The organism is Sphingopyxis sp. OAS728 (genome assembly GCF_014873485.1).
In the GTDB taxonomy this organism is placed as follows: Bacteria; Pseudomonadota; Alphaproteobacteria; order Sphingomonadales; family Sphingomonadaceae; genus Sphingopyxis.
Genome location: NZ_JADBDT010000001.1, coordinates 3,408,986 through 3,432,104 on the forward strand (window position 1 = coordinate 3,408,986; position 23,119 = coordinate 3,432,104).

Below are 23,119 nucleotides of genomic sequence, written 5' to 3' on the forward strand. Positions count from 1 at the left end.
CGATATCCGTTCGTGTCGAGCGAAGTCGAGACACCCGTCGAGATGGCGCCAAGCCGATGGGCATCTCGACTTCGCTCGATGCAAACGGGTCTCGCGAGTTACAGCAGGCTCAAAAACCGCGCCGCATTGTCCCAGTCGCGCTTGTGCGCGGCACGTGCTTTTTGCGCTTCGCTGTCGGCGCCCCAACGGCGTTCCTGATAGAGATCGTCGAGGCTGACGGCCTCCCATAAGGCGTCGGCTTCGACGGCGTTTTCGAGCAAGGCGAGGCCCGCGACAAGCGATCCGCCGATCGTCACGATCGGCGTCAGCGCGGTGATCCGCCAGGCGTCCTGCGCGAAAACCATGTCCTGTAGCGTCGCGATCGTCGCTTCGGGCTGGTCGACGGGCAGCACGCCCTGCGTCAGCGTAAATTCGATGTCGTACCGCGCTTCGGCCCAAGCAAGCAGCGGGTTCCACGCCGCCGCCTGTTCGGCTTGCAGTGCCGCATCGCGCGCGTCGCGATAACAGAAGAGGTCGCTCTCGGCATAAGCCGCGATCGGTCCGGCAAAGGCGGCTAGGTCGGGTGTTGCCAGATCGATCGCAGCGTTGGTCAGGCCCGTCATCGGCATGGCTGCGGGGTCGATCGTCTCGCCCACGTCGCGCCATTCGGCAGCGATCGCTTCGGCCAGCGGGGCGCTTGCGACGGCGAGCGGGGCGCGCTGCGGCGTGCGCACCGGACGCCCGTCGAGCGCGATGCCCCAGCCGCCGTCCTCCGCGACGACGGCGACCTCTTTCCAGAAGCGCTTCACAGCTCTTTGGGCGACCGCCAGCGGCGCGCGAGCAGCAGCGGCATAACCGCGAAATCGAACGCGCCGACCAGCACGATCGCGACGCCGATCCAGCGGTCGGTCGGTTGGCCGGCCAGCGCGAAACCGCCGCCGATCAGGATAAAACCGATCGCGATGAAGGCTGCGCCCATCAGGCGCATGATCGAGAGGGCGAAGAAACGTTTTTTGGCGAGGGCGTCGTCGGCTTGGCTCATGCGCCCTCCCTATCGCCGCCGAGGTGGCGCATCAACTGCGCGAGCGCACCATGGCCGGTCGCCTCGACCCCATCGATTACGCGTCCGCGTTCGTCGGCGGACTTGTTTTGCGAAAGCTTGATCGTCGGGCGCCACGCGGCGATCCGCATTTCGAACCCGATAATCGCGCCGGTCATCTTGCTGAACAGCGCCGGGTTCATCTTGTCGCGCGTCCAAGGCGGGTTGGCGCCGACGCGCGCTTCGTGCCGAGCGGACAAGGTATCGAGCTGTGCGACCAGTTCGGCATCGTCGAGTTTGCGTGCCACGCCTTCCATCTCGATCGCGACATAATTCCACGTCGGCACCTGATCGGCGTCGGCGTACCAGCTCGCGCTGACATAGGCGTCGGGGCCCTGCACGACGGCCAGCGCATTCGCGCCGGCCAGATGGCGCGTGAGCGCATTGCCGCGCGCGAGGTGGAATTGCAGCGTCGTCCGGTCGTCGCTCAGCACAACCGGCGCATGCGCGACGCGCGGCCCGTCGGGGGTGGTCGCGAAGATCGCGGCAAAGCCGATCTCGCGCACGAGCAATTCGGCGAGATCGTCCTGCTTGGGACGAAAAGCGCTATTGGGATGCATCAGCCCGCTCTGGGTGGTCGCGCCGAATGCTTCTTCGCGCTCGGCTTCTTGCCCGCGGGTTTCCCGGACACCGGCTTGCCGGGCTTGCCCGGCTTCGCTTTCGCCTTGGGCTTCGGCTTGCCGACGAAATCGGTCGGCTTGCTGTCGGCGGTGCGGCCGCGCCGTTCGCCGCGCCGTGCCTTGCGGATTTGCTTGCTGTGCGCCTTGGCGGCCGCCTTTGCTGCCGCTTTCGGCGGGGGGCCCTTGGTGACATCATCGGTCCCGACCTCGCCGAGCAGCAAGTCGAAGCCGAGTGCGTCGAGGCTCGCGGCAAAATGCTCGGGCACCTCGGCGCTGATATCGATCGCGCCGCCGTCGGGATGGTCGATGCGCAGGCGGCGGCTGTGCAGGTGCATCTTGCGGCTGATCGTCCCGGTGAGGAACGCACCCTTGCCGCCATATTTGCCGTCGCCGACGATCGGATGACCGATTGCGGCCATATGGACGCGGAGCTGGTGCGTGCGCCCGGTCAGCGGTTGCAGCTCGACCCACGCGGCGCTGTTCCCGGCGCGTTCGATGACGCGGTAGCGCGTTTTCGACGCGAGGCCGCTATCGTGGACGTGCATCTTCTCGCCGCCCGACCCCGGCTGCTTGGCGAGCGGCAGGTCGATTTCGCCCTGCTGGATGTCGGGGACGCCGACGATGATCGCCCAATAGGTCTTCCTGGCGCTGCGGTTCGAAAAGCTTTTGGCGAAATAGGCGGCGGCGCGCGGGGTGCGCGCGATCAGTAGCGCGCCCGACGTGTCCTTGTCGAGCCGGTGGACGAGTTTCGGTCGGACCGGCCCATCATATTTCAGCGCGTCGAGCAGGCCGTCGACATGCTGCTCGGTCTTGGTGCCGCCCTGCGTCGCGAGGCCGGGCAGCTTGTTGAGCACGATCGCGCTGGCGTCGCGGTGGATCACCATTCCCGTCGCCAGTTCGATGTCGGCGTCGGTCAGCGGGCGTCCCTTGCGCGCCGGACGCGCTTCGGCCTCGACCGGCGGGGTCGGCATGACCAGCTTCTGTCCGGTCGCGATGCGGTCGGAGACATCAGCCTTCTTACCGTCGAGCGTCAGCTGTCCCGATCGCGCCCAGCGCGCGAGCAGCGCGTGCGGCGTGCCTTCGCGGTGGCGCTTGAACCAGCGGTCGAGGCGGATGCCGTCGTCTTCCTCGGCGATCGTTGCGCCGTCGAGATTGGTCTTGGGCTCGCTCATGCCGGCACCTGCCGCACGAGGAACAGGCCGAGCCCGCAGGCGGCGATCGCGCCGATCACCGACGCGAGGACATAGGCGGCTGCCTGAGCGTTTTGGCCGCGTTCGAAAAGCATCCAATATTCCATGCTGAAAGAGGAGAAGGTCGTGAAGCCGCCGAGAATCCCGACGCCGACGAACAGCCGCGTGGTGTCGCCGCCGCCGCTGCGCGCGAGCCAGCCGACGAGCAGGCCCATCAGCAGGCTGCCGGCGATATTGATCGACAGCGTCCACCACGGGAAGCCGGGACCAAGCCGCGCGAGCATCGCCTGCCCGACGAGATGGCGGGTCCCGGCGCCGATCGCGCCGCCGATCATGACGGGAAACAGGCTGTTCATATGGCTCGCCCTAGCCGGAAACGGGCGCGAGGCATAGCGCGCCATTTTCAGGCGTCGGGCGGCGCCAGCGCAGTGGCCGGGCGTTCGTGGGTCGCGCGCCAGTTTTCGGGGCGCATGAAGCCGCCCTGCCATATGCCGCGCCGTTTCGCCTGCGCTTCGGCTTCCTCGACCATATAGGCCTCGCTCGTCGCGACCGCCCAACCTTGCCGGACCATCTCGGCGCCAAGGTCGACGCCGTCGGGGGAGGGCGCGGTACGGCACGCGGCGAGCGTGCGGTCGTAACGATCCTTCGCCGCCACCTCGCAATAGAGCGATCCGCGCCCCGCCAGTTTTTCGAGCGCTGTGCGTGCTTCGCGCCCGCACGGCCAGCGGACGGCGCCGCGAGCGCAATCCTGCCGATATTCGACCGCGTCGATGCCGGTCAGGCGGATCGTCAGCGGAGCATCATCCTGCCGGACCGTCAGGCTGTCGCCGTCGATCACATGGACGAGCGGTACCGCGGGGGCGGGCGCCGGCAACCACGCCCATGCAACAAGGGCGAGCCCGGCGAGCAGCAGAATCGCGAGCAGCGACCGGAAACGGCGCCGCCAGCGGAGGCGCGTGAGCGAAGAGGGTCCCGAAACCATCGCGCCTCGACTGACCCGGCTCCGGCGGCTTGGCAAGCGTGAATTATCTGTTGACGATGAGAACAAATCATGTCCAAATCGGACCAATTCCCTTCCGGCTGACAGACGCCGACTCATGCAGCAGCCAAGCTTGGGTCCGGATTGGCGGCAAATAGGAACGAACAAAAGGTGAATATCGCCGAAATGACGGCATGGTTACACCAGGGTGGAGCGATGAAACGGGGTAGGCAGCATGATGGACCATGAAACATCGATCGGGCGCGACACATCGGCGCTTTTGCTGAGTGGCTTCGGGACGGAGCCGACCTGGCCGCCCCGCGCGATAGGCGGGCCCGCTCGCGACGGTGTCGCGTCGCCCTTGCTGTTCGTCGGCGCGCCGACCGATGTGCCCGACACGACATCGCTCCCGGACGTGCGGCTCGCCATGACGCGTCCGCCGTCGCGCGCGGCGGGGTCGATCCGGCAAAATCCCACGCTCGATATCGTCTGGCTGGCGGCGGCGGACACGATCGAAGGCGAAATGCTTGGCGACATCTGCGCCGCCGTGGGCGAGCAGGGCTGCAACCTTGTTTGCGAAACCTCGCTGGCGGCGCTCGATCGCGTGGTCGCGGCGATCCCCGCGTCGCTTCCCGTACAATTTCTCGTCGACGCCGATCCGACCGACCGGCTTGTCGCCTTGGCGGCGGCGCGGCGGACGCGGCATGCGGTGTTCCATGATATCGCGCGCGACGATGCGATGGAGCGGATCGACCGGTTGCAGGAAGAGGTGGCGCGCATTTCGCGTTTACTCGGCGACCTCGCGGGGCAAAGGGGCGGGCTTCCCGGCACCCCCACAGGCTTTGCGCCGCGAAGCGACGATGTGGCCGACCATGTGGGACAGGTACGCGCGCCGGGACGTGATTTTGCGGCGATGCCGCGCAGCTTCGTTCCCGAAGAGCGGGTGCTCGACCGGCAGCGCGCCAAGGCGGTGCGGCGGATGCTGCGCCAGCGACGGATGCGCGAACAATATTTCCCCGCCGACCTGTTCGCCGATCCGGCGTGGGACATGCTGCTCGACCTTTATGCCGCGCGGCTCGAGCGTCAGCCGGTGTCGGTGTCGAGCCTGTGCATCGCCGCCGCGGTTCCCGCGACGACCGCGCTGCGCTGGATCAAGACGATGACAGATGCGGGCCTGTTCCTGCGCGAGGACGACCCGCACGACGGCCGCCGCATTTTCATCGCGCTGGCCGAAGGCGCGTATGATGCGCTTGCCCGTTATTTCGAGGCGCTGGACGAATAGACATGGCCCGCATCGATCGAGGCGCCTAGGCTTCGGCCGATGAAGGATGCTGTCGAAGTGGTCGTGAACGACCGGATGCAACAGGGCTATCGCTATACGCGCACGGCCCCGATGGGGAAGGCGTTCGACCCCGATTTCGAACCCGAACTCACGCCCGCCGAGATGCTGGAGCTCGGTATATTCTGCGGCAAATATATGACCGACTGCACCGCCGAATTTCCGGCGAGCTGGTTCGAGAAGGCAAAGCTTTCGCCCGAGCGCCCCGACTGCTCGCTCAACTATTTCGGCATCCGGGCGAGCGTTCCCTTGCACGTCTGGGTCCAGAAGGGGTGGATCCATCCCGACGATCCGCGCGGCTGGTTTCAATGGTATTGCCGATATTATTCGGGGCGGCGGATGCCGGGCGAGGACCATCGTCAGATCGGGCGTTGGCGTGCGTTCCGGCGCCACGCCGCGCAAGTGCGCAAGCATTGCGAACCGGGCGATCCCTTTTGCCGGCCGAAACAGCGGCAGGCGTTGCTGCAATGGGCCTATGACAGCCGCGATATCTAGTCGGCGTCTTCGCCATTTCCCTTGCGGTCGCGGCGCATTATGGCGAACGCCCGATCGAAGGAGTTTGCGCCAATGCCGATCATGGCCGCGCGTCATTATAACAATGGCCAGCTTGTCCGCGAGCTCGGGCCCGACGACATCATTCCCGACGATTGCGACACCGGCGACTTCTTCTGGCTAGGCCTTTACGAACCGACCCCCGGCGAGCTCGAGGGCATCGCCAAGCGCTTCGGCCTCCATCCGCTCGCGGTGGAAGATGCGCTGAAGGCGAACCAACTCCCGAAGGTCGAGGTCTATGGCGACCAGCTCTTCATCATCGCGCGCACCGCCAACCTCGAAGGCGATACGATCGAACCCGGCGAAACCGCTATCTTTGCTGGGCCGCATTTCCTCGTCACCGTCCGCCACGGTTCAGCGCGCACGCATACGACGGTGCGCCAGCGGCTCGAAAGCTTGCCGCTCAAGCTCGCGCACGGCCCCGACTATGTGCTCTATGCCATTCTCGATTTCATCATCGACGGCTATTTTCCGGTCATCGACGCGATCGAGGACCAGATGCTGATCGTCGAGGAAAGTGTCATGGACACGCCGCTCGATGCAGATGAGATTCGCCATCTCTATCGCCAGCGGCACGAAATCATCCGTTTCCAGCGGCTTGTCGGCTTGATGAAGGACGTCGCCAACCGCCTCGCCACCGACGACGATCTGCCCAACATCGATGCGGCGGTCCGGCCGTTTTTTCGCGATATCTGGGACCATGTATCGCGCGCCGAATTCCGCCTCGCCAGCCTGCGCGACATTGCGGCATCGGTGCTCGACACCAACTCACTGCTCGAGCAGCAGCGGCAGGGCGTGATCACGCGCCAGCTCGCGGCCTGGGCCGCAATCCTCGCGGTGCCCACCGCGATTGCCGGCATCTATGGCATGAATTTCGAATTCATGCCCGAACTCGACTGGGCCTTTGGCTATCCGTTCGCGCTGGCGCTGATCTTCGGCGGGTCGGGGCTCGTTTTCTGGCGCTTCAAGCACATCGGCTGGCTCTGACGCGCGCGATGCGCTTGCCAGCGGCGGACGCTTATGGCAGGGCGCGCTTCCCGCACATGGCGACGTCTGTCGACATGGGAAGGGGCGATTAGCTCAGTTGGTAGAGCATCTCGTTTACACCGAGAGGGTCGGCGGTTCGAGCCCGTCATCGCCCACCATCATTCGGCCGCTTCGGCGGTCAGCGCGGGCCGGGTCTTGGCAAAGGGGCTGAGGCCAAGCCAGGATTCGATGCTTTTGGCGAGCGCGTCGTCGCCCGTCAGAAGCAGCCGACCATCGCCAAGCGCTTCGGCGAGCGTATCATACCCCATCCAGATCGCGGTCATCGTCTTGAGGTCGGCCGAGACATAAAGATCGACATCGGCCCCGGGATCGACCGAACAGAGCTGGGTTTCCTGATCGGGCTCGACCACCAGCCACCATGATCGCCGGTCGGTGGGGAGCTCGGCGTAGCGGAACTGCACGATCACCTTGCGGTCGGGCATCGGGTCGACGACCAGCCCGCGGCGCATGTCCCACATCAACAGCTGTACATCGAGCTGTTCGAGCGAAAGATCGCCGTCGATCCAGCGCTTGCCCCAGACGCCGAACGCCTCGACCACCGGCGCCAGTTCGAGCCCGGCGCGGGTCAATCGATAGTCGAACACGCCCGATTCGCGCGCGACGGGCGCGCGAAAGACGATGCCCGCCGCCTCCAGATCCTTCAGCCGCTGCGACAGGAGCGCGGGCGACATGCGCGGCACGCCGCGTCGCAAGTCATTGAAACGGGTCGATCCTGCAGCGAGTTCGCGGACAAGGACAATCGTCCAGCGCGTGCACAATATCTCCGCCGCCATCGCGACGGGGCAGAATTGACCGTAACTGGCATTCGCCATGATACACTCCTCTTTGCGCCGATATACCGCATGAGTCGCAGGGGAGGCGAGTTCAGTTTCTGTATCGGGTCGATTCAGTTCCTGAACTATCCGCCGCTTTACCGAGCCGTCATGACCATCGCCAGCAAGGGAATGCTTAGGAGATGAACATGTTGATTGCAGCACAAACGAAGACGCAGGATTATTGGTACGAGATCGCCGACCGGATTGCCGAGCGAATTGGCGTTTCGGCCGCCGCGCACGACCACGACAAGAGCTTCGTCGCCGAAAATTACGACCTGCTCCGCGAAGCCGGGCTGATCGGCGCGGCGGTGCCCGTCGAACTCGGCGGCGACGGGCTCGATTATGCGACGCTGTGCGGCATCGTCCGCCGGCTCGGGAAAAGCTGCGGGTCGACCGCGCTCGCTTTCTCGATGCATTGCCATCAGGTGGCGGTGGCCGCTTGGCGCTGGCAGCATATGCAGGCGCCGACCGACGGCTTGCTCCGCCGCGTGGCCGCCGAAAATCTGCTGCTCGTGTCGAGCGGCGGGTCGGACTGGTTGCAAGGCGGCGGGACCGCGACGAAGGTCGAGGGCGGTTTCCTGATCAATGCGCGCAAGGTCTTTTCGAGCGGTTGCCAGGCGGGCGACCTGTTGATGACGAGCGCGGTCTATGACGACCCCGAAGCGGGGGCGACCGTCCTGCATTTCGGTCTGCCCTTCAAGGCCGAGGGCGTGACGATCCTCGACACATGGGACACGATGGGCATGCGCGGCACCGGATCGCACGATGTCGAGATCAAGGATGTATTCCTTGCCGACGCCGCCGTGTCGGGCCGCCGGCCGCAGGGCAAATGGCACCCGCTGTTCCACATCATCAGCATGATCGCCTTCCCGCTGATCTATTCGGCCTATCTCGGCGTCGCCGAGGGCGCGCGCGATGCGGCGATCGAGACCGCACGGCGCAAGCCGGCGAACGCCGGGCTCGTCGCACTGACCGGCGAAATGCAGAATGCGTTCTGGACCGCCGAAACCGCGCTCGCCGCGATGATTGCCACGGCGCAAAGCGCCACGCCCGGACCGGAAACGACGAGCGCGGTGATGACCGGGCGGACGGTCGCGGGCCGCGCCGCGATCCGCACCGCCGAACTCGCGATGGAAGTCGCCGGCGGCGGCGCTTTCTATAAGGGCTCGATCGTCGAACGCGCGTTTCGTGACGTGCAGGGCGCGCGCTTCCACCCGCTGCAGGAACCCGCGCAGCGCGAATTGAGCGGCCGTCTGGCGCTGGGGCTCGATATCGACGGGTAGTTCGCTCCACACCCCTTTTGGCGGTTGGAAACGGATTGCAGGGCGAATGTCGGCGCGACATTCGCCCTGCAATCTCGTGCGGGGACCAGCCAGTATTTCGAGCCTTGTTGGATGGGCCGCCGCGGCGTTAAGGGGCAGTTCTGTCTGGAAAGGTTCCCCCGCGATGAAACGCCTGCTTGCCGTCCTTGCCTCCCCGCTGCTTGTTCTGGGGCAACCTGCCCTCGCGGCGCAGAAGCAGGGCGATGTCATCATCCGTCACGTCACGCTGATCGACGTCGAGGCGGCGAAGGCGCTGGCGGATCAGGCGGTCGTGCTGCACGGCGACGACATTGTCGCGGTCGGTTCGGACGCCGACATAGCGCGCGGCTGGCGTGCAAAGCAGAAGGTCGACGGCAAGGGCCGCTTCCTGATCCCCGGCCTGTGGGACATGCATGTCCATTTCGGCGGCGGGCCCGACCTGATCGAAGAGAATAAGGCGCTGTTGCCGCTCTATGTCGCGAACGGCATCACCACGATCCGCGACTGTTCGGGGGATTTGCCCGAGCAGGTGCTCGCGTGGCGCAGCGAAATCACGAACGGTAGTCTGTTCGGCCCGCGCTTGCTGACCTCGGGCGCGAAGATCGAAGGGATCGCGCCGGTGTGGAAGGGCACGATCGAGGTCGGAAGCACCGCCGATGTCGATGCCGCGCTCGACCGCCTCAAGGCGCGCGACAAGGTCGATTTCGTCAAGATCACCGACAGCACGTTGAAACCCGAACTGTTCCTCTACGCGCTGACCAGGGCCAAGGCGCTGGGCCTCAAGACGTCGGGGCATATCCCGATGGCGCTGACGGTCGATCAGGCGGTCGATGCGGGGATCAGTTCGATCGAGCATCTCGACTATGCTTATAATGCGGGAGCCAAGGACGAGGCCCTGATCGCCGCCGATTTTGCCGCGAAGCGCATCGACCGCGCCGAGGCGAACCGCCGGCTCGACGCTGGCTTCGACCGCGACACCGCGATGGCCGCCTATCGCCGCTTCGCCGCGAAGGGCGTGTTCGTCACCCCGACGCTGAACGGTAGCCGGATCATCGCCTATCTCGACCGCGACGATCATTCGAAGGATGCCGGGCTTGCCTATATCGGGCCGAAGCTGCGCAAGACCTATGATTGGCGCATCGAGCGCGCGGCGAAGGCCGACGCGGCGGCAATCGCGGCGCGGCACAAGCAGATCGATGATGTCGCGACGATCCTGCCGATGCTTGCCGAAGCTGGCGTGCCGATCATCGCGGGAACCGATGCGGGTTTCCTGAACAGCTATAATTATCCGGGCTTTGGCCTGCATGACGAGGTGGAGCTGTTCCAGCAGAAGGGGCTGACCCCCGCGCAGGCGCTGGCATCGGCAACGCGCGCGGGCCCGGCGTGGTTCGGCTGGCTAGATCGCTATGGTGCGGTGAAGCCCGGCATGGCGGCCGACCTTGTGCTGCTGACGCAGAATCCGCTCGAAGACATCGCCGCGACGCGCGCGATCGATGCGGTGGTCGTGCGGGGCGCGGTGCAGGACCGTGCCGCGCTCGACAAGATGCTGTCCGACACGCGGGCGAAGGTCGCGGCGTGGAATGCGGCGGCTAAGCCTTAAGGGAGGATCGCGCGTGCCGCTTGCCGCGCGCGCCACACGCTCCACAGGGTGAAGAGGCCCATGCCGGCCCAGATGACATTGAGGACCGCCGACGGGATCGCGCCATTGTATCCCGAATTGATAATGAAGCCGCCCGCGCCGACGACGTTCATCCACTGATAGAGATAGCCGCGCGCTTCGAGCCTGCCCATCGACAGCAGGACATAAGCGGCGAGGATGGTCGCGGCGGCGGCCCAGCCGATGGCTTCGATGACGATGATCTCCGCGCTCATGCGCTCCCTCTCCAAATGAAAACGCCCGCCCCGGTGAGGGGGCGGGCGCTCATAGCATCAGCTATATGCGGCGTCAGGCCGCAAGCTTGCGCAACACATAGTGCAGGATGCCGCCGTTCATATAATATTCGACCTCGTTCGCGGTATCGATGCGGCAGAGCGTATCGAAGCTGAAGGTCGAACCGTCGGCGCGCGTGACGTTCACGGTGACAGTCTGGCGCGGCTTGAGGTCCGCGACGCCGGTGATCGTGAACTGGTCGTCGCCCGTCAGGCCCAGCGTCTCGCGGCTCTGGCCGTCGAGGAACTGCAGCGGCAGCACGCCCATGCCGACGAGGTTCGAGCGGTGGATACGCTCGAAGCTTTCGACGATCACGGCGCGGACGCCGAGCAGGTTGGTGCCCTTCGCCGCCCAGTCGCGCGACGAGCCGGTGCCATATTCCTTGCCGGCGATGACGACGAGCGGGGTGCCGTCGGCCTTGTGGCGCATCGCGGCGTCGTAGATCGGCATGACCTCGGCGCCGTAGCGCGACATGCCGCCTTCGATGCCGGGGACCATTTCGTTTTTGATGCGGATGTTGGCGAAGGTGCCGCGCATCATGACGTCGTGGTGGCCGCGGCGGGCGCCGTAGCTGTTGAAGTCGGCCTTGCTAACCTGATGTTCCATAAGCCATTTTCCGGCCGGCGAGTCCGCCTTGATCGAGCCGGCGGGGCTGATGTGGTCGGTCGTGATGCTGTCGCCGAGGATCGCGAGCGGCTTTGCGTTCACGATGTCCGATACCGGCGCCGGGGTCATCGACATGCCCTCGAAATAGGGCGGGTTGGCGACATAGGTCGAGCCCGCGCGCCACTGATAGGTGTCCGACCCCTCGACCGAAATCTTCTGCCAATGCTCGTCGCCCTTGTAGACATGGGCGTAACGCGCCTCGAACATGTCGCGGTCGACCGCACCCTGAACCGTCTCGGCGACTTCCTGGTTGGTCGGCCAGATGTCCTTGAGGAACACGTCGTTGCCCGACTGGTCCTGCCCGATCGGGGTGGTGGTGAAATCCTCGATCACCGTGCCCTTCAGCGCATAGGCGACGACGAGCGGCGGCGAGGCGAGGAAGTTCGCGCGCACGTCGGGCGACACGCGGCCTTCGAAGTTGCGGTTGCCCGAAATCACCGCCGCGGCGACGAGGCCATTCTCGTTGATCGCCTTCGAAATCGGCTCCGCCAGCGGCCCCGAATTGCCGATACACGTCGTGCAGCCATAGCCGACGAGGTTGAAGCCGATATTGTCGAGATGCTTCTGCAGCCCGGCCTTCTCGAGATAGTCGGTGACGACCTGCGACCCCGGGGCGAGCGAGGTCTTGACCCACGGCTTGGGCTTGAGGCCCAGCGCGTCGGCTTTCTTCGCGACGAGGCCCGCGGCGACGAGCACGCCGGGGTTCGACGTGTTGGTGCAGCTGGTGATCGCGGCGATGGTGACGTCGCCGTCGCCGATGTCGAAATCCTCGCCCGCGACCGGAACGCGCGTCTGCGTCTTTTTATAGGTGTTCGCCATGTCGGCGTTGAACACATCGTCGACCTCGGGAAGCGAGACGCGGTCCTGCGGACGCTTCGGCCCCGCGAGCGACGGAACGACGCTGCCGAGGTCGAGTTCGAGCGTGTCGGTGAACACGGGGTCCGCGGCACCATCGACGATCCACAGCCCCTGCGCCTTCGCATAGGCCTCGACCAGCGCGATATTCTCTTCCGAGCGGCCGGTCAGGCGCATGTAATCGAGCGTCTTGTCGTCGACGCCGAAGAAGCCGCAGGTCGCACCATATTCGGGCGCCATATTGGCGAGCGTCGCGCGGTCGGCGAGCGACAGCGAGGCGAGGCCGGGGCCGAAATATTCGACGAAGCGGCCGACGACGCCCTTGGCGCGCAGCATCTGCGTCGCGGTGAGCACGAGGTCGGTCGCGGTGACGCCTTCCTTCAGCGCGCCGGTGAATTTGAAGCCGACGACTTCGGGGATGAGCATCGACACGGGCTGGCCGAGCATCGCGGCCTCGGCCTCGATCCCGCCGACGCCCCAGCCGAGCACGCCGAGCCCGTTGATCATCGTCGTGTGGCTGTCGGTGCCGACGCAGGTATCGGGGTAAGCGACAGTTTCACCCGCGCCGTCCTCGCTCGACCACACCGCCTGCGCGATATGCTCGAGATTGACCTGGTGGCAGATGCCGGTGCCCGGGGGCACCGCCTTGAAGTTCGACAGCGACTTCGAACCCCATTTCAGGAAGTCATAACGTTCGCCGTTGCGATAATATTCGATTTCGACATTCTGTTCGAACGCCTTGGGATGACCGAATTCGTCGACCATGACCGAGTGGTCGATGACGAGGTGGACGGGGACGAGCGGGTTGATCTTGGTCGTGTCGCCGCCGAGCTTTGCGATCGCATCGCGCATCGCGGCGAGGTCGACGACGCAGGGAACGCCGGTGAAATCCTGAAGCAGCACGCGCGCGGGGCGATACTGGATCTCGCGGTTCGAATGCGGGTCCTTCTGCCAGTCGACCAGCGCCTGCACATCATCCTTCGACACGGTGAAGCCGCCATCCTCGAAGCGGAGGAGGTTTTCGAGCAGCACCTTCATCGAGAAGGGCAGGCGCGAAACGTCGCCGAGCTGGGCCGCGGCCTTGTCGAGCGAATAATAAGCGTAGCTCTTGCCGCCGACGTCGAGCGTCGAACGGGTTCCCAGCGTGTCGTGGCCGGTGGTGGTCATAGGATTGCAGTCCCCGTGTTGGCGCGGCGGGGAAATGACGCCGATGCCCGTTCGGGAGAGCGGGGCAAAGCGGAGTCGCACGCGCAGGTTTATGTCCGCGCCGCCTTACGCCGGGGGCGGGGAAATGCAAGGGGGTGGGCTAAGCCGTCACGATCCTACGCGGCCATTCGTCCCAAGTTCGGCCGTCCAATTCTCTGCCATGCTTCGATTTGACTGCGCCTCCCCACTGCTTGAAGTGGAAGGCGACGCGCTGACGCTGACATTGGTCGCGGATTGAGCGTACCCATTCCGAAGCCATCGGCCGGGCGCCCGGTCCGCTTTCGCCTCCGGCAATGACCCAATCGATCTTATCAAGATTCAGGCGTTCAAGAGGGCCAATCAGCGGCTCGCACGATAGGAACTTGATCTTCGCTCCGCTCATCCGGAGTTTATCGATGCGCCACGCGACTTCCTCGTTTTCAACACTGACGCCCATCCAAACGTTGGCTGGCCACTCAATAAGATGGGAAACCTCTGCGAGCCGGTCAGCGCGCTTTGTGAGAATTTGATATGTGTGCCGCGGCGTCGCGCGCATCACTTCAAAAACTTTTTGGATAAACGCCAGCGGAACCCCGTCATGAAACAAATCGGACATGCTGTTTACAAAGACCATCCTTCCCTTTTTCCAAGAATGCGGAGCAGTAAGGGAATTTTCGTCAAGTACGATCTTTCCGGTCCAAACCCGTCGGTTTCCAGACTTTCTCGTCGTTCCTCTGTATTTATCTTGGCCCATGACTTCTAAGCGGGCAGCCATTCTCATGGCGTAGCAATTGGTGCAGCCAGCCGAGAGAACATTGCAGCCAGCTACCGGATTCCAAGTAGCGTCAGTCCATTCGATCGATGATGCGCTTCCCATTATCCGGCTTTCTGGGGGAATGTAGCGAGTGTCTTGTCGGCGAAAGTCCTTTCGCCGTTCCGGCTGGGGCGCCGATCGGCGGGTGGGTTGGCCACGATCTTGCCTTCTGATTCCAATTGATTGAGCACTTGTTTGTAGTTCCTCTCGATGAAGGGCGTGCCTACGTTGTGGGCGTCAAAAATGGCCTTCATGCTGAGTGTTCGGCCTGCAAACTTATCCATCAGGCTTCCAGACAACGTGTCTAATGGACGATTGAGTGAGAACAATAGCGGACATCTGGCATCAGCGGGTGAATATTCGAACGAGGGCACCCCTTGATCTTCGGTCGAGCTTTCTCCTGCCATGATCCCCTTCATTATCGAGTACCCCAAAGGATGCTTTGTAACAAAGACCAAGGCATGAGATGTGCGGCTCCCATCGGGCCTCCGGAAACGGAATGGCAACATATAGGTGGCGCCCATCTCCTGAAGTGCTTGAGCCAACTCTTCTAGAATGAAGGCTTCGCGCTCAACGGGATTGGCGTTCTGAAGATGAGCGCGCATTCGCGCAATGCGCTCTCGTCCAAACAGCGCGTCCATATGATGACGGACTGAGTCGTTGTTAATTCCGGCATTTATTCTGCTATAGTTGAAGAAGAATACGCAATCGCAGCCCCATTCCCGTATGACAGACTGAATTATGCCGCGAGATAGTCCTTTATATCCGAAAGGATCTATGAACGAAAACGTGGGACAGCCCTGCGTGTTCTGGAACATCGTTGTCGCGTCGATGCCGACTTCCGTGCAGAGGACTTTCGGGGCTACTCTGAGCTTATCAATTCCATCAATTTTCTGAAGGGATTCAGCAAGGGAGGCAACGTTTTCTGGATCGGCGTCGTTGAACATCGCAACTAGACGTGAGGCCAGTTCTGGTTCGGCTATCGCTCGTTCTAGCACCATTAGAGGCGTAGATTTAGAACCGTCTTTGTAACGCCCTGGGCCAGCAAACAAGTCAATATATGCGAGCCGTGATATCGGAAGTCGGTTCGCATTCGCGATCATTACTCGGCTCCAAGCGTCAAAATATTTCGACACAATTGCAGCTTTAACAAGAGATTGATCACGTTGCTCGTCGAAGAAAGCGTTTGCCACGATGCCTCCACCCGGAATTTCTCGAACGCGAGATTAGCACGATGAAAACAAAATAAGAACGAAATTTGATCGGCATCGGAGCTTTCGAGAGCGACGTAAGGAAAATAATCCTTTCCTACATTATCCAAATAGGTTCAAAATCATTCCGATTCATTCCATGTGATTCGGGAGATGGAGCTATGGGGCGTGAGGCGGCGCTGGATTCGCGGGGGAAATCGGGGGAGAAGGGCGGCGTGGGAGAGGGGGCCCACCCTGCTGCGACTAGCCAGCGAGCTGGCAAGTCTCGCACCCCCTCCCGCAAGCGGGAGGGGAGCAAGGCGCGCGGCGGGGCTGGGTCCCGGATCAAGTCCGGGGTTCGCGAGCGGGAGAATCCCTTCATGCCGGGACTGCGCGTGCGGTCGGACGGGTGGACGGCGGCGCGGACGCGGGTGTTCCTCGCGACGCTGGGGCGCACGGGGTGCGTCACCGATGCGGCGCGGGTGGCGGGGGTCAGCACGACCTCGGTCAACCGGTCGCGTGCGCTGTTTCCGCCGTTCGACACGGCGTGCGGTGAGGCGATCGCGCGGGCGCTGCGCGGGCTGGAGGCGGTCGCTTACGAGCGCGCGGTTGCGGGGCGCGAGATGGTCGTCATTCGGGACGGGCGCGAGGTCGAGCGGCGGATCATGCCGTCGGATTCGATGCTGGGGCTGCTGATCAAGCGCGGCGACCTGAAAGGCGGCCAGAATCTGCATCTGACGGCCGAGGAGGCCGCGGCCTATGTGCTGCCCGCGGCGGTCGCGCACCGTTTCCTGTCGGTCGACGAGTTTTACGGCGGCATCACCTTTGACGGGCGCGACGGCGGCAAGGTGCAGCGGCCGACGTCCGAGGAGACCGACGCGGCGATCATCGCGCGGCTCGCCATCCTGCGCAAGCAGCGCGGATGGGAGCGCATGTTGTGCGACGAATGCGGCGCGACGATCCACCCGGGTCGGGACGACTAGCCCCGCCGGCCCAGGTTAGCACTCGGGTCAGCACTCAGGTCAGCACTGGGGTCCGCGCTCAGCTCAGCGCATTGTTGATCGTGTTGAAGATGTTCGCGAGATTGAGCCCGAGCGACTGGAAGGCGATGATGCACGCGAGCGCGATCAGCGCGGCGATCAGCGCATATTCGATCGCCGCCGCCGCGTGGTCGTCGCGGAGGAGGTCTGCTGTTCCGATGGTCCGCATGTTCCTGTTCCCTTGTCCTGTGTTCCGTCCATGGTCCCGGGGCGGGAATAGCGCGGCGGGGCTGCGGCTTTTCCTGCGGAAGAGGATTAATGCGCTGATAAGCGAGATAAATGTGGAGCGGACCGGAGCGTGTGATCGGGCCCGGCGGCAGGGGCTGGCCATCGCGCCCGCGCGCTGTCAGGCTGGCGGCGTTTCAGGCCGAAAAATGAGGGATGCGGATCATGCGGTGGACGACGATAGCGATGATGGCGGCCGGGCTGGTCGCGGCGCCCGCGACGGCGCGCGAGGCGGACAAGGTATTGATGTCCGAAAATGCCGAGGCGCGCGCCTTTCAGGAGGCGGTGGGCTATGCCGATGCGGTGATCGCGGGCGACACCATTTACCTGTCGGGCGTGGTCGCGGCGCCGGCGGGCGAGGGCGCGGCGGGGCTCGTCGCGGGCTATGAGCGCGCTTTCAAACATATCGCGGCGACGCTGGCGCGTGCGGGGGCGAGCTGGGACGATGTCGTCGACATCACGACCTTTCACACCGACCTTGCGGCGCATATCGACGGCTTTGCGGCGGTGAAGAACCGCTATGTGAAGGCGCCCCTTCCGGCGTGGACCGCGATCGGCGTGTCGCGATTGTACGAGCCGAGCGCGGTGGTCGAGATCAAGGTCGTCGCGCGGCGCCCGGCGAAATAGGCGCCGCCGGCCTTACCCCGCGGCGATATCGGCAGCGGGATAATCCTCGGCGGACGAGGGGCAGCTGCCCTGTTTCATGATGCTTGGCTGGCCGGGTTCGAACCACTGCGCCGACTGGAAATCCTCGCCATAACCGACGCCGTCATAGATGCAGACCTCGGGCTTTGACCCGTCGGGGGCGATGACGACCGACCAGTTGTAGCGATCCTCGGCGCGCCAAGCGCCGCCCCAGACGAGGAGCCGGCCGCCGGCGACCTTCACGATCGGCAGGCCGAGGCCATTGTCGTCGAACTTGACCGCGGCGCGCTGTTTCGCATCGGGGACGGCGGCGGCGATCGCGGCCTTGACGGCGGGATGATCGAGGAAGCGGTGGCCGTTCACGACGTCGAACGGATATTTGCCGACATAGGCGTCGAGGTCGGCCGCGGCCTCCTTTGCCTGAAGCTGCGGTGCCGCCGCCGCTGCCATCATCATCACGCTCGCAAAAATCGCTGTCCGCACCGCGGGCTTCCTTTCTTTCCCGTTGGAATCGCACTCAAAACAGCAGACGCGCCTTTTGGTTGCAGTGCCGGCGATCACAAGCGGGCTCAGCCACAGGTGGCGGCAAGGCGGACCGGCTTGGGGGTGAAGGTGCGGACGCGGTTGCGGCCCATACGCTTGGCTTCGTAGAGCGCCTGATCGGCCTCCTCCATCAGCGCCGAGAGGGTAGCGCCGGGGGCGCCGATCGCGATGCCGAAGCTGGCGGTCGGGCAGAGCCGGGCGGGGATGCGGTCGGCGCACGCGGCGGCGAGGCCGGTGCGGACCGCCTCGGCGAGCTGGCGCGCGGCCTCTATGCTCGCGCCGGGGACGAGCAGCGCGAACTCCTCGCCGCCGATGCGTCCCGCGACCATGTTCGCGGGGCCGATGGCGCGGGCGTGCGCGCCGAACGCCGCGATGATCGCGTCGCCGACCGCGTGGCCGTGATTGTCGTTGACGCGCTTGAAATGGTCGAGGTCGGCGATCATCAGCGCGACGGGGGTGTCGGCGTCGATGCAGCGGCGGAGCGCGGCGTCCGCCTGCGCCTCGAACCCGCGGCGGTTGAGCAGGCCCGAGAGATTGTCGGCGTCGGCGGCGCGGCGCAGCTCGGCAATCTGGTCGATCGCGACCGCGACCATCAGGCTGATCGCCGCGGCGATCGACACCATCGCCTGCGTGAACTGGACGGTGGTCCAGTATACCGACTGCTGGAAGCCGACATAATTGTCGAAGCCGCCGGTGAGCGAGAGCAGCACGACGGGGCGAACGATGAGGTTGAGCGCCGAGAAGGCGGCGACCCAGAAGAGGACGCGGTCGATCAGGTGGCGCTTTTCGACGGGCCAGAGCACGACGACGACCATGATCGCGATGATGCCCGCGCCGATACTGATCGTCAGGATGCGCGCGGCGATGCTGGGGTGGCCGAGCAGGAACCAGGTGAAGGCGGCGGTCGCGGCGATCGCGGTGACGCCCATCGCGCGCCAGGGCACGGGGAGCGCGTAGCGCTGGATGATCGCGGCGGCGAAGAAGATGCCGGTCAAAAGGAAGCCGATATTGGCGGGCAGCCGCTGCAGCTCCATCGGCAGCACGGGGCCGACGTCGAGGATCAGGAAGGCGAGGGCGGAGGCGATGTAGGCGGCGGCGGCGTAGGCGACGTAGCGCTCGCGCCGGTTCAGCCACAGCAGGAAAAAGGCGGTGGCGAACAGGAGGCCGATGCCCGGGTTGAGCAGCGAGATGAAAAATTGTCCGTTCACACTACCGCTTTCTGCCCCCGCCCCTGGGTAGCAGCGCCCTGGATAACGAATTGTTACTTTTCGGGGAGTTAAGTCACGGTAACGCGGTCTTATGCGGTACCGCGCACGACGAGATGGACGGGGATGCGGGTGCCGCTGCGCGTGCGTTCGTCATCCTCGAGCGCCATCGCGACAAGCGCCTCGCCGGCGGCGTCGAGGTCGGGTTCGAGCGTCGTGAGCGCGGGGTCGGCGAGCGTGCCGGCGCGGATACCGTCGAAGCCGATCAGGGCGACATCCTCGGGCACGCGGCGTCCGGCGTCCTTCAGCCCCTGCAGCACGCCCAAGGCGAGCATGTCGGAAGCGGCGAAGATCGCATCGGTTTCTGGGTGCGCTTCGAGCAGGGCGTGGACCGCGGCGACGCCCTGCGCATGGCGGTCGGCGGCGGCGGGCGGCTCGGCGACGAAGGGGGTGATGCCGTGGAGGCCAAGCGCCGCGGTGAAGCCGTCGCGGCGTTCGTCGAACTGGCGCTGCGGCGACTGCTGCGGCCCGACGAAGGCGATATGGCGGCGCCCGGTGCTGATGAAATGCTCGGCCGCGAGCTGGCCGCCGATATCATTCTCGCTGCGCATCCAGTGGAAGGGGCTGCCCGGGCTGCCCCAGCAGACGAAGTCGAGTCCCGACGCCTGTGCCTCGGCGAAATATTGCCAGGCTTCGCGGTTGCTGGTCGTGCCGATGACGATCATCGCGTCGGCGAGCCCCGAGGCGACGAAATCGGCGCGGAAATTGTCGGCATTTTCCTGGAAGGAGACGAGCAGGTTGAACCCGCGCGCCGAGGTTGCGGCGGCGATGCTGCCGAGCAGTGCGAAATAGAAGGGGTTGATCGCGCTGCGATCCTCGCCCGGGCGGCAGATGGTGACGAGCGCGATCGTCTCGCTGCTTTTGAGGCGCAGCGACGAGGCGTGGCGGTCGACGACATAGCCGAGTTCGCGCGCCGCGGCGGAGACGCGCGCACGCGTTTCGGCGTTGACGCCGGGACTGTTGCGAAGCGCCCGCGAGACGGTCGATTGCGACACGCCGGCGCGCTCGGCAACGTCGAACGATGTGGGACGCAGCATCTTTCCGTTCACCTCTGGCTTCCTCCCCCTAGCGCCGTCTGTTGCTGCGCCGGGCGGGCTTGTCAATGTCGGCAGGTAGCGTCCACGCTTCGTCATGCCGGACTTGATCCGGCATCCATTCGCGCGCCATTGCTATGGACCCCGGATCAAGTCCGGGGTGACGAAGGTAGATGAAGCAAATTCAAAGGCCGTCGAGCGCGAGCAGCGCGAAGCTCGCGAGCCAGTGCTCGCCCATATAGTCGCCGGTGACGTGGGGGAGTGCGGCGGCGAGATGGCGCTGCGCCGCGGCTTCGGCGACCGGGGCGACGGGGTGCGCCGGCCCCAGCGCCGACACCACCGCGCGCCAGCTCCACGCGCGGCTGAGATTGAGCCCGTCGAGATGCGCGATCTTGCCGTCGCTGCGGTCGGAGACGGTGGCGGGGGTGAAGAGCGTCGCGGGCTGTTCACTGGCGGCGCGGGGCAGGAAGGCGTCGAACCATGTGGGGAAATCGTCGCCGAGGACGACCGCCATCAGATGCGCCTCGGTGAGCGCGGAGGAGAGGAATTCGTCGCCGCCGGGCTCCCACGCCTGACAGTCGCGGTCGTCGCCGAACCAGTCGCGGGCGCGGGTGTCGATCAACGTGACGAGCGCGAGGTCGTGGCTCGCAGCCCAGTGGCGGGCGAGGAGCAGCGCGAAGCCGATGTTGAAATGGGTGCCGACGCGCAGCGGATAGGTGAGCTTGGGCAGGAAGGCGTGAAAGCGCTCGGCGAAGGCGAGCGCGAGCGGTTCGAGCGCGGTCGCCCAGGGGGCATCATGGCGTTCGGTCTCGGCATGGAGCGCGAGCAGCCACGCCCAGCCATAGGGGCGTTCGAACGCGGCCGAATAGGGGCGCGAGAGAAAGGCCAGCTCGCCCGCGACCTTTTCGGGGACGAGCATGTCGTCTGCTCGCGTGCGGATCTCGGCGGCGACGGGGAGGTCGGGGAAGCGCCGCGCGAGGCGGAGGATCTGCCACCAGCCATGAACGCAGCTATGCCAGTCGAAGCTGCCGTGGAAGATCGGGTGATGCTCGCGCGGGGGCTTCGCATCCTCGGGGCCGTTGAGGACGAGGTCCATCTTGTACGGATATTCGCGGCCGAGGTGCGAGAGGGTCGCGGTCGCGAAGCGCGTGGCGTGGTCGGGGGTGAGGTGGGTCATGTCAGAATGCAAAGAGCCAGATGAAGAGGATGTTCACCGCGAGCAAGGGCAGCGCGGTCCCGATCTGCGCCTTGATCACGCCATAGGGATTTTTGAGTTCGAGCAGCGCTGCGGGGACGAGGTTGAAGTTCGCTGCCATCGGGGTCATCAGCGTGCCGCAGAAGCCTGCGAGCATGCCGATCGCCGCGACCACCGCGGGGTCGCCGCCATATTGCTTGATGAGCAAAGGCATGCCGACCGCCGCGAGCATCACCGGGAAAGCCGCGAAGGCGTTGCCCATCACCATGGTGAACAGCGCCATGCCGATCCCGAAGGCGAGCGTTGCGCCGAACAGGCTGCCCTCGGGAATCGTGGTGCCGATGAGATCGCCGACGACTTCGCCGACGCCGGCGAGCGCGAACACGGCGCCGAGGCTGGCGAGCATCTGCGGCAGGATGGCGGCCCAGCCGACGGCGTCGAGCAGGCGGCGCCCCTGCTGGAGCGGAAGCAGAGCGGGAGGTTTCAGGCGCGCCATGCCGACGGCGAGCGCGATCAGCACGCCGAGCGCGAGCGAGATCAAGGTCGCCTGCTTGGGGTCGGCGAGGCCGGGAAGCCATTTGAACAGAAAGGTGCCTGCGAGCGCGACCGCAGGGATGATCAACGCGACGAGGAGCAGGAACGGACCGTGTTTTGCGGCGCGTTCGGCCTGCACCTCGGGGGCGACGTCGCCGCCGGGGGCGCGGCCGATCTGGCCGGTGCCCGCAATCGCGACGAGCGCGAGGACGAGGAGGCCGTTGCCGAAGTCGCCGAGATAATCGCCCGCCAGCATCGAGAGGGCAAGCAGGCCCCAGAAGATGCCGTTGCCAAAGCGTTTGGGGTTGGTGCGGTCGAGGAGGCCGAGGACCGCAAAGAGCGCAAAGGTCAGGCCCGCGAGGACATAGACGAAGCCGAGCGTGATCATGCGCCGGCCCCCTGTTTCATCATTCGCTTTTCGAGGCGGCGGAGGCGGAGGCCGTGGATGATGAAGGCGGCGATAGCGGTCGGGATCGCCCAGAGCGAGAAGTGCAAAGGCTCGATCTGATAGCCATAGCCTTCGAGCACGCCCTTCATCAGCAGGATCGAGCCGATCGCGAGGAAGATATCCTCGCCGAAGAAGAGGCCGATATTGTCGGTCGCGGCCGAAAAGGCTTTCACTTCCTCGCGCTGGTCGTCGGTGAGCGCGTCGTTGCGTGCCTCGGCGGCGGCTTCGGCCATCGGGGCAACAAGCGGGCGGACGGTCTGCGCATGGCCCGCGACCGAGGTGAGGCCGACCGCAGCCATCGCCTGACGGAGCAGGAGGTAGCCGGTGAGCAGACGGCCGAGCGTCGCGCCCTTCATCCGGTCGATCAGGCTGCGCGCATGCTGTTGCAGGCCGTAGGCTTCGAGCAGGCCGATGACCGGCAGGACGATCCAGATGATCGAGACATAGCGCGTGTCGTTGAATGCCTTGCCAAAGGCGGCGATGATCGCGGCGATGTCGAGCCCCGCGGCGAGCCCGGTCGCGAGCGCCGAAGCCATGATGACGAGCAGCGGATTGAAGCGGAGCAGGAAGCCCGCGATGATGATCAGGATGCCGATCAGGACGAGCATGATCGATATCCCTTCATTCCG

The 23,119-nt window shown here is 65.1% G+C and carries 25 protein-coding genes and 1 tRNA gene; 8 read left to right on the forward strand and 18 right to left on the reverse strand.

Features of this window, described 5'->3' with window-relative positions; all coding sequences use genetic code 11:
• Window positions 1-98 precede the first annotated feature (98 nt).
• Genes GGC65_RS16145 through GGC65_RS16170 form a run of 6 tightly spaced genes read right to left on the reverse strand, consistent with a single transcriptional unit; the run spans window position 99 to window position 3,870 of the window.
• Window positions 99-788, reverse strand: a complete 690-nt coding sequence (locus tag GGC65_RS16145) for an ATP12 family chaperone protein (protein WP_192648090.1) — start codon at window positions 786-788, stop codon at window positions 99-101.
• A complete protein-coding gene (locus GGC65_RS16150; RefSeq protein ID WP_192648091.1) occupies window positions 785-1,021 on the reverse strand; it encodes a hypothetical protein in 237 nt (78 codons plus the stop codon). The genes GGC65_RS16145 and GGC65_RS16150 overlap by 4 nt, the downstream gene beginning before the upstream one ends.
• The gene (locus tag GGC65_RS16155) at window positions 1,018-1,638 is read right to left on the reverse strand and encodes an FMN-binding negative transcriptional regulator (RefSeq protein WP_192648092.1); all 621 of its coding nucleotides are present in this window, start codon (window positions 1,636-1,638) and stop codon (window positions 1,018-1,020) included. Before GGC65_RS16155 ends, GGC65_RS16150 begins: the two co-directional genes overlap by 4 nt.
• Window positions 1,638-2,870: an RluA family pseudouridine synthase gene (locus GGC65_RS16160; RefSeq protein ID WP_192648093.1), complete on the reverse strand. Its 1,233-nt coding sequence runs from the start codon at window positions 2,868-2,870 to the stop codon at window positions 1,638-1,640. The genes GGC65_RS16155 and GGC65_RS16160 overlap by 1 nt, the downstream gene beginning before the upstream one ends.
• The gene (gene crcB / locus GGC65_RS16165; RefSeq protein WP_192648094.1) at window positions 2,867-3,244 is read right to left on the reverse strand and encodes a fluoride efflux transporter CrcB; all 378 of its coding nucleotides are present in this window, start codon (window positions 3,242-3,244) and stop codon (window positions 2,867-2,869) included. The genes GGC65_RS16160 and crcB overlap by 4 nt, the downstream gene beginning before the upstream one ends.
• 47 nt (window positions 3,245-3,291) lie before the next feature.
• Window positions 3,292-3,870, reverse strand: coding sequence for a thermonuclease family protein (locus GGC65_RS16170; protein WP_192648095.1), 579 nt, complete (start codon window positions 3,868-3,870; stop codon window positions 3,292-3,294).
• A 232-nt stretch (window positions 3,871-4,102) separates the two neighbouring features.
• Here GGC65_RS16170 and GGC65_RS16175 point away from each other — a divergent pair, with 232 nt between their 5' ends.
• The 4 genes from GGC65_RS16175 to GGC65_RS16190 all read left to right on the forward strand — a co-directional run bounded on the left by GGC65_RS16175 (window position 4,103) and on the right by GGC65_RS16190 (window position 6,903).
• Window positions 4,103-5,149: a MarR family transcriptional regulator gene (locus GGC65_RS16175; protein ID WP_225940855.1), complete on the forward strand. Its 1,047-nt coding sequence runs from the start codon at window positions 4,103-4,105 to the stop codon at window positions 5,147-5,149.
• Between the two features lie 39 nt (window positions 5,150-5,188).
• A complete protein-coding gene (locus GGC65_RS16180; RefSeq protein ID WP_225940856.1) occupies window positions 5,189-5,701 on the forward strand; it encodes a hypothetical protein in 513 nt (170 codons plus the stop codon).
• A 72-nt stretch (window positions 5,702-5,773) separates the two neighbouring features.
• Window positions 5,774-6,745: a magnesium and cobalt transport protein CorA gene (locus GGC65_RS16185; RefSeq protein WP_192648096.1), complete on the forward strand. Its 972-nt coding sequence runs from the start codon at window positions 5,774-5,776 to the stop codon at window positions 6,743-6,745.
• An 82-nt stretch (window positions 6,746-6,827) separates the two neighbouring features.
• A tRNA-Val gene (locus GGC65_RS16190) sits at window positions 6,828-6,903 on the forward strand.
• On the opposite strand, the gene GGC65_RS16195 is transcribed toward GGC65_RS16190, so the two are convergent.
• Window positions 6,904-7,617: a winged helix-turn-helix transcriptional regulator gene (locus GGC65_RS16195; protein ID WP_192648097.1), complete on the reverse strand. Its 714-nt coding sequence runs from the start codon at window positions 7,615-7,617 to the stop codon at window positions 6,904-6,906.
• A 149-nt stretch (window positions 7,618-7,766) separates the two neighbouring features.
• Here GGC65_RS16195 and GGC65_RS16200 point away from each other — a divergent pair, with 149 nt between their 5' ends.
• Entirely contained in the window at window positions 7,767-8,903 is a 1,137-nt protein-coding gene (locus GGC65_RS16200) for an acyl-CoA dehydrogenase family protein (protein WP_192648098.1), read from the forward strand.
• Window positions 8,904-9,066: 163 nt separating this feature from the next.
• The gene (locus GGC65_RS16205; RefSeq protein WP_192648099.1) at window positions 9,067-10,521 is read left to right on the forward strand and encodes an amidohydrolase family protein; all 1,455 of its coding nucleotides are present in this window, start codon (window positions 9,067-9,069) and stop codon (window positions 10,519-10,521) included.
• Here the strand turns inward: GGC65_RS16205 and GGC65_RS16210 are convergent.
• From GGC65_RS16210 to GGC65_RS16225, 4 genes are all read right to left on the reverse strand, one after another.
• Window positions 10,518-10,793 (reverse strand): CBU_0592 family membrane protein, encoded by a 276-nt coding sequence (locus GGC65_RS16210; RefSeq protein ID WP_192648100.1) that lies wholly within the window; start codon window positions 10,791-10,793, stop codon window positions 10,518-10,520. The two genes, GGC65_RS16205 and GGC65_RS16210, sit on opposite strands and share 4 nt — an antisense overlap.
• 73 nt (window positions 10,794-10,866) lie before the next feature.
• A complete protein-coding gene (acnA, locus tag GGC65_RS16215; RefSeq protein ID WP_192648101.1) occupies window positions 10,867-13,539 on the reverse strand; it encodes an aconitate hydratase AcnA in 2,673 nt (890 codons plus the stop codon).
• 139 nt (window positions 13,540-13,678) lie between these two features.
• A complete protein-coding gene (locus tag GGC65_RS16220; RefSeq protein WP_192648102.1) occupies window positions 13,679-14,434 on the reverse strand; it encodes a DUF5131 family protein in 756 nt (251 codons plus the stop codon).
• Window positions 14,434-15,564: a three-Cys-motif partner protein TcmP gene (locus GGC65_RS16225; protein WP_318780179.1), complete on the reverse strand. Its 1,131-nt coding sequence runs from the start codon at window positions 15,562-15,564 to the stop codon at window positions 14,434-14,436. Before GGC65_RS16225 ends, GGC65_RS16220 begins: the two co-directional genes overlap by 1 nt.
• 377 nt (window positions 15,565-15,941) lie before the next feature.
• Here GGC65_RS16225 and GGC65_RS16230 point away from each other — a divergent pair, with 377 nt between their 5' ends.
• Window positions 15,942-16,544: a hypothetical protein gene (locus tag GGC65_RS16230; protein ID WP_192648103.1), complete on the forward strand. Its 603-nt coding sequence runs from the start codon at window positions 15,942-15,944 to the stop codon at window positions 16,542-16,544.
• Window positions 16,545-16,602: 58 nt separating this feature from the next.
• Here the strand turns inward: GGC65_RS16230 and GGC65_RS16235 are convergent, their stop codons facing one another.
• Window positions 16,603-16,770 carry a Flp family type IVb pilin gene (locus tag GGC65_RS16235; protein WP_192648104.1) on the reverse strand — a complete coding sequence of 56 codons (168 nt, stop codon included), beginning with the start codon at window positions 16,768-16,770 and terminating at the stop codon, window positions 16,603-16,605.
• Window positions 16,771-16,991: 221 nt separating this feature from the next.
• Here GGC65_RS16235 and GGC65_RS16240 point away from each other — a divergent pair, with 221 nt between their 5' ends.
• Window positions 16,992-17,453, forward strand: a complete 462-nt coding sequence (locus GGC65_RS16240; protein WP_225940857.1) for a Rid family hydrolase — start codon at window positions 16,992-16,994, stop codon at window positions 17,451-17,453.
• A 12-nt stretch (window positions 17,454-17,465) separates the two neighbouring features.
• Here the strand turns inward: GGC65_RS16240 and GGC65_RS16245 are convergent, their stop codons facing one another.
• From GGC65_RS16245 to GGC65_RS16270, 6 genes are all read right to left on the reverse strand, one after another.
• Complete coding sequence (locus tag GGC65_RS16245) at window positions 17,466-17,954, reverse strand: hypothetical protein (RefSeq protein ID WP_192648105.1); 489 nt, start codon at window positions 17,952-17,954, stop codon at window positions 17,466-17,468.
• Window positions 17,955-18,040: 86 nt separating this feature from the next.
• Window positions 18,041-19,222, reverse strand: a complete 1,182-nt coding sequence (locus tag GGC65_RS23745; protein ID WP_192648106.1) for a GGDEF domain-containing protein — start codon at window positions 19,220-19,222, stop codon at window positions 18,041-18,043.
• 89 nt (window positions 19,223-19,311) lie between these two features.
• Window positions 19,312-20,328: a LacI family DNA-binding transcriptional regulator gene (locus tag GGC65_RS16255; protein ID WP_192648107.1), complete on the reverse strand. Its 1,017-nt coding sequence runs from the start codon at window positions 20,326-20,328 to the stop codon at window positions 19,312-19,314.
• A 169-nt stretch (window positions 20,329-20,497) separates the two neighbouring features.
• Window positions 20,498-21,490, reverse strand: a complete 993-nt coding sequence (locus tag GGC65_RS16260; RefSeq protein WP_192648108.1) for a DUF2891 domain-containing protein — start codon at window positions 21,488-21,490, stop codon at window positions 20,498-20,500.
• Between the two features lies 1 nt (window position 21,491).
• The gene (locus GGC65_RS16265) at window positions 21,492-22,430 is read right to left on the reverse strand and encodes a DUF979 domain-containing protein (protein ID WP_192648109.1); all 939 of its coding nucleotides are present in this window, start codon (window positions 22,428-22,430) and stop codon (window positions 21,492-21,494) included.
• Complete coding sequence (locus GGC65_RS16270; RefSeq protein ID WP_192648110.1) at window positions 22,427-23,098, reverse strand: DUF969 domain-containing protein; 672 nt, start codon at window positions 23,096-23,098, stop codon at window positions 22,427-22,429. Before GGC65_RS16270 ends, GGC65_RS16265 begins: the two co-directional genes overlap by 4 nt.
• Window positions 23,099-23,119: the final 21 nt, after the last annotated feature.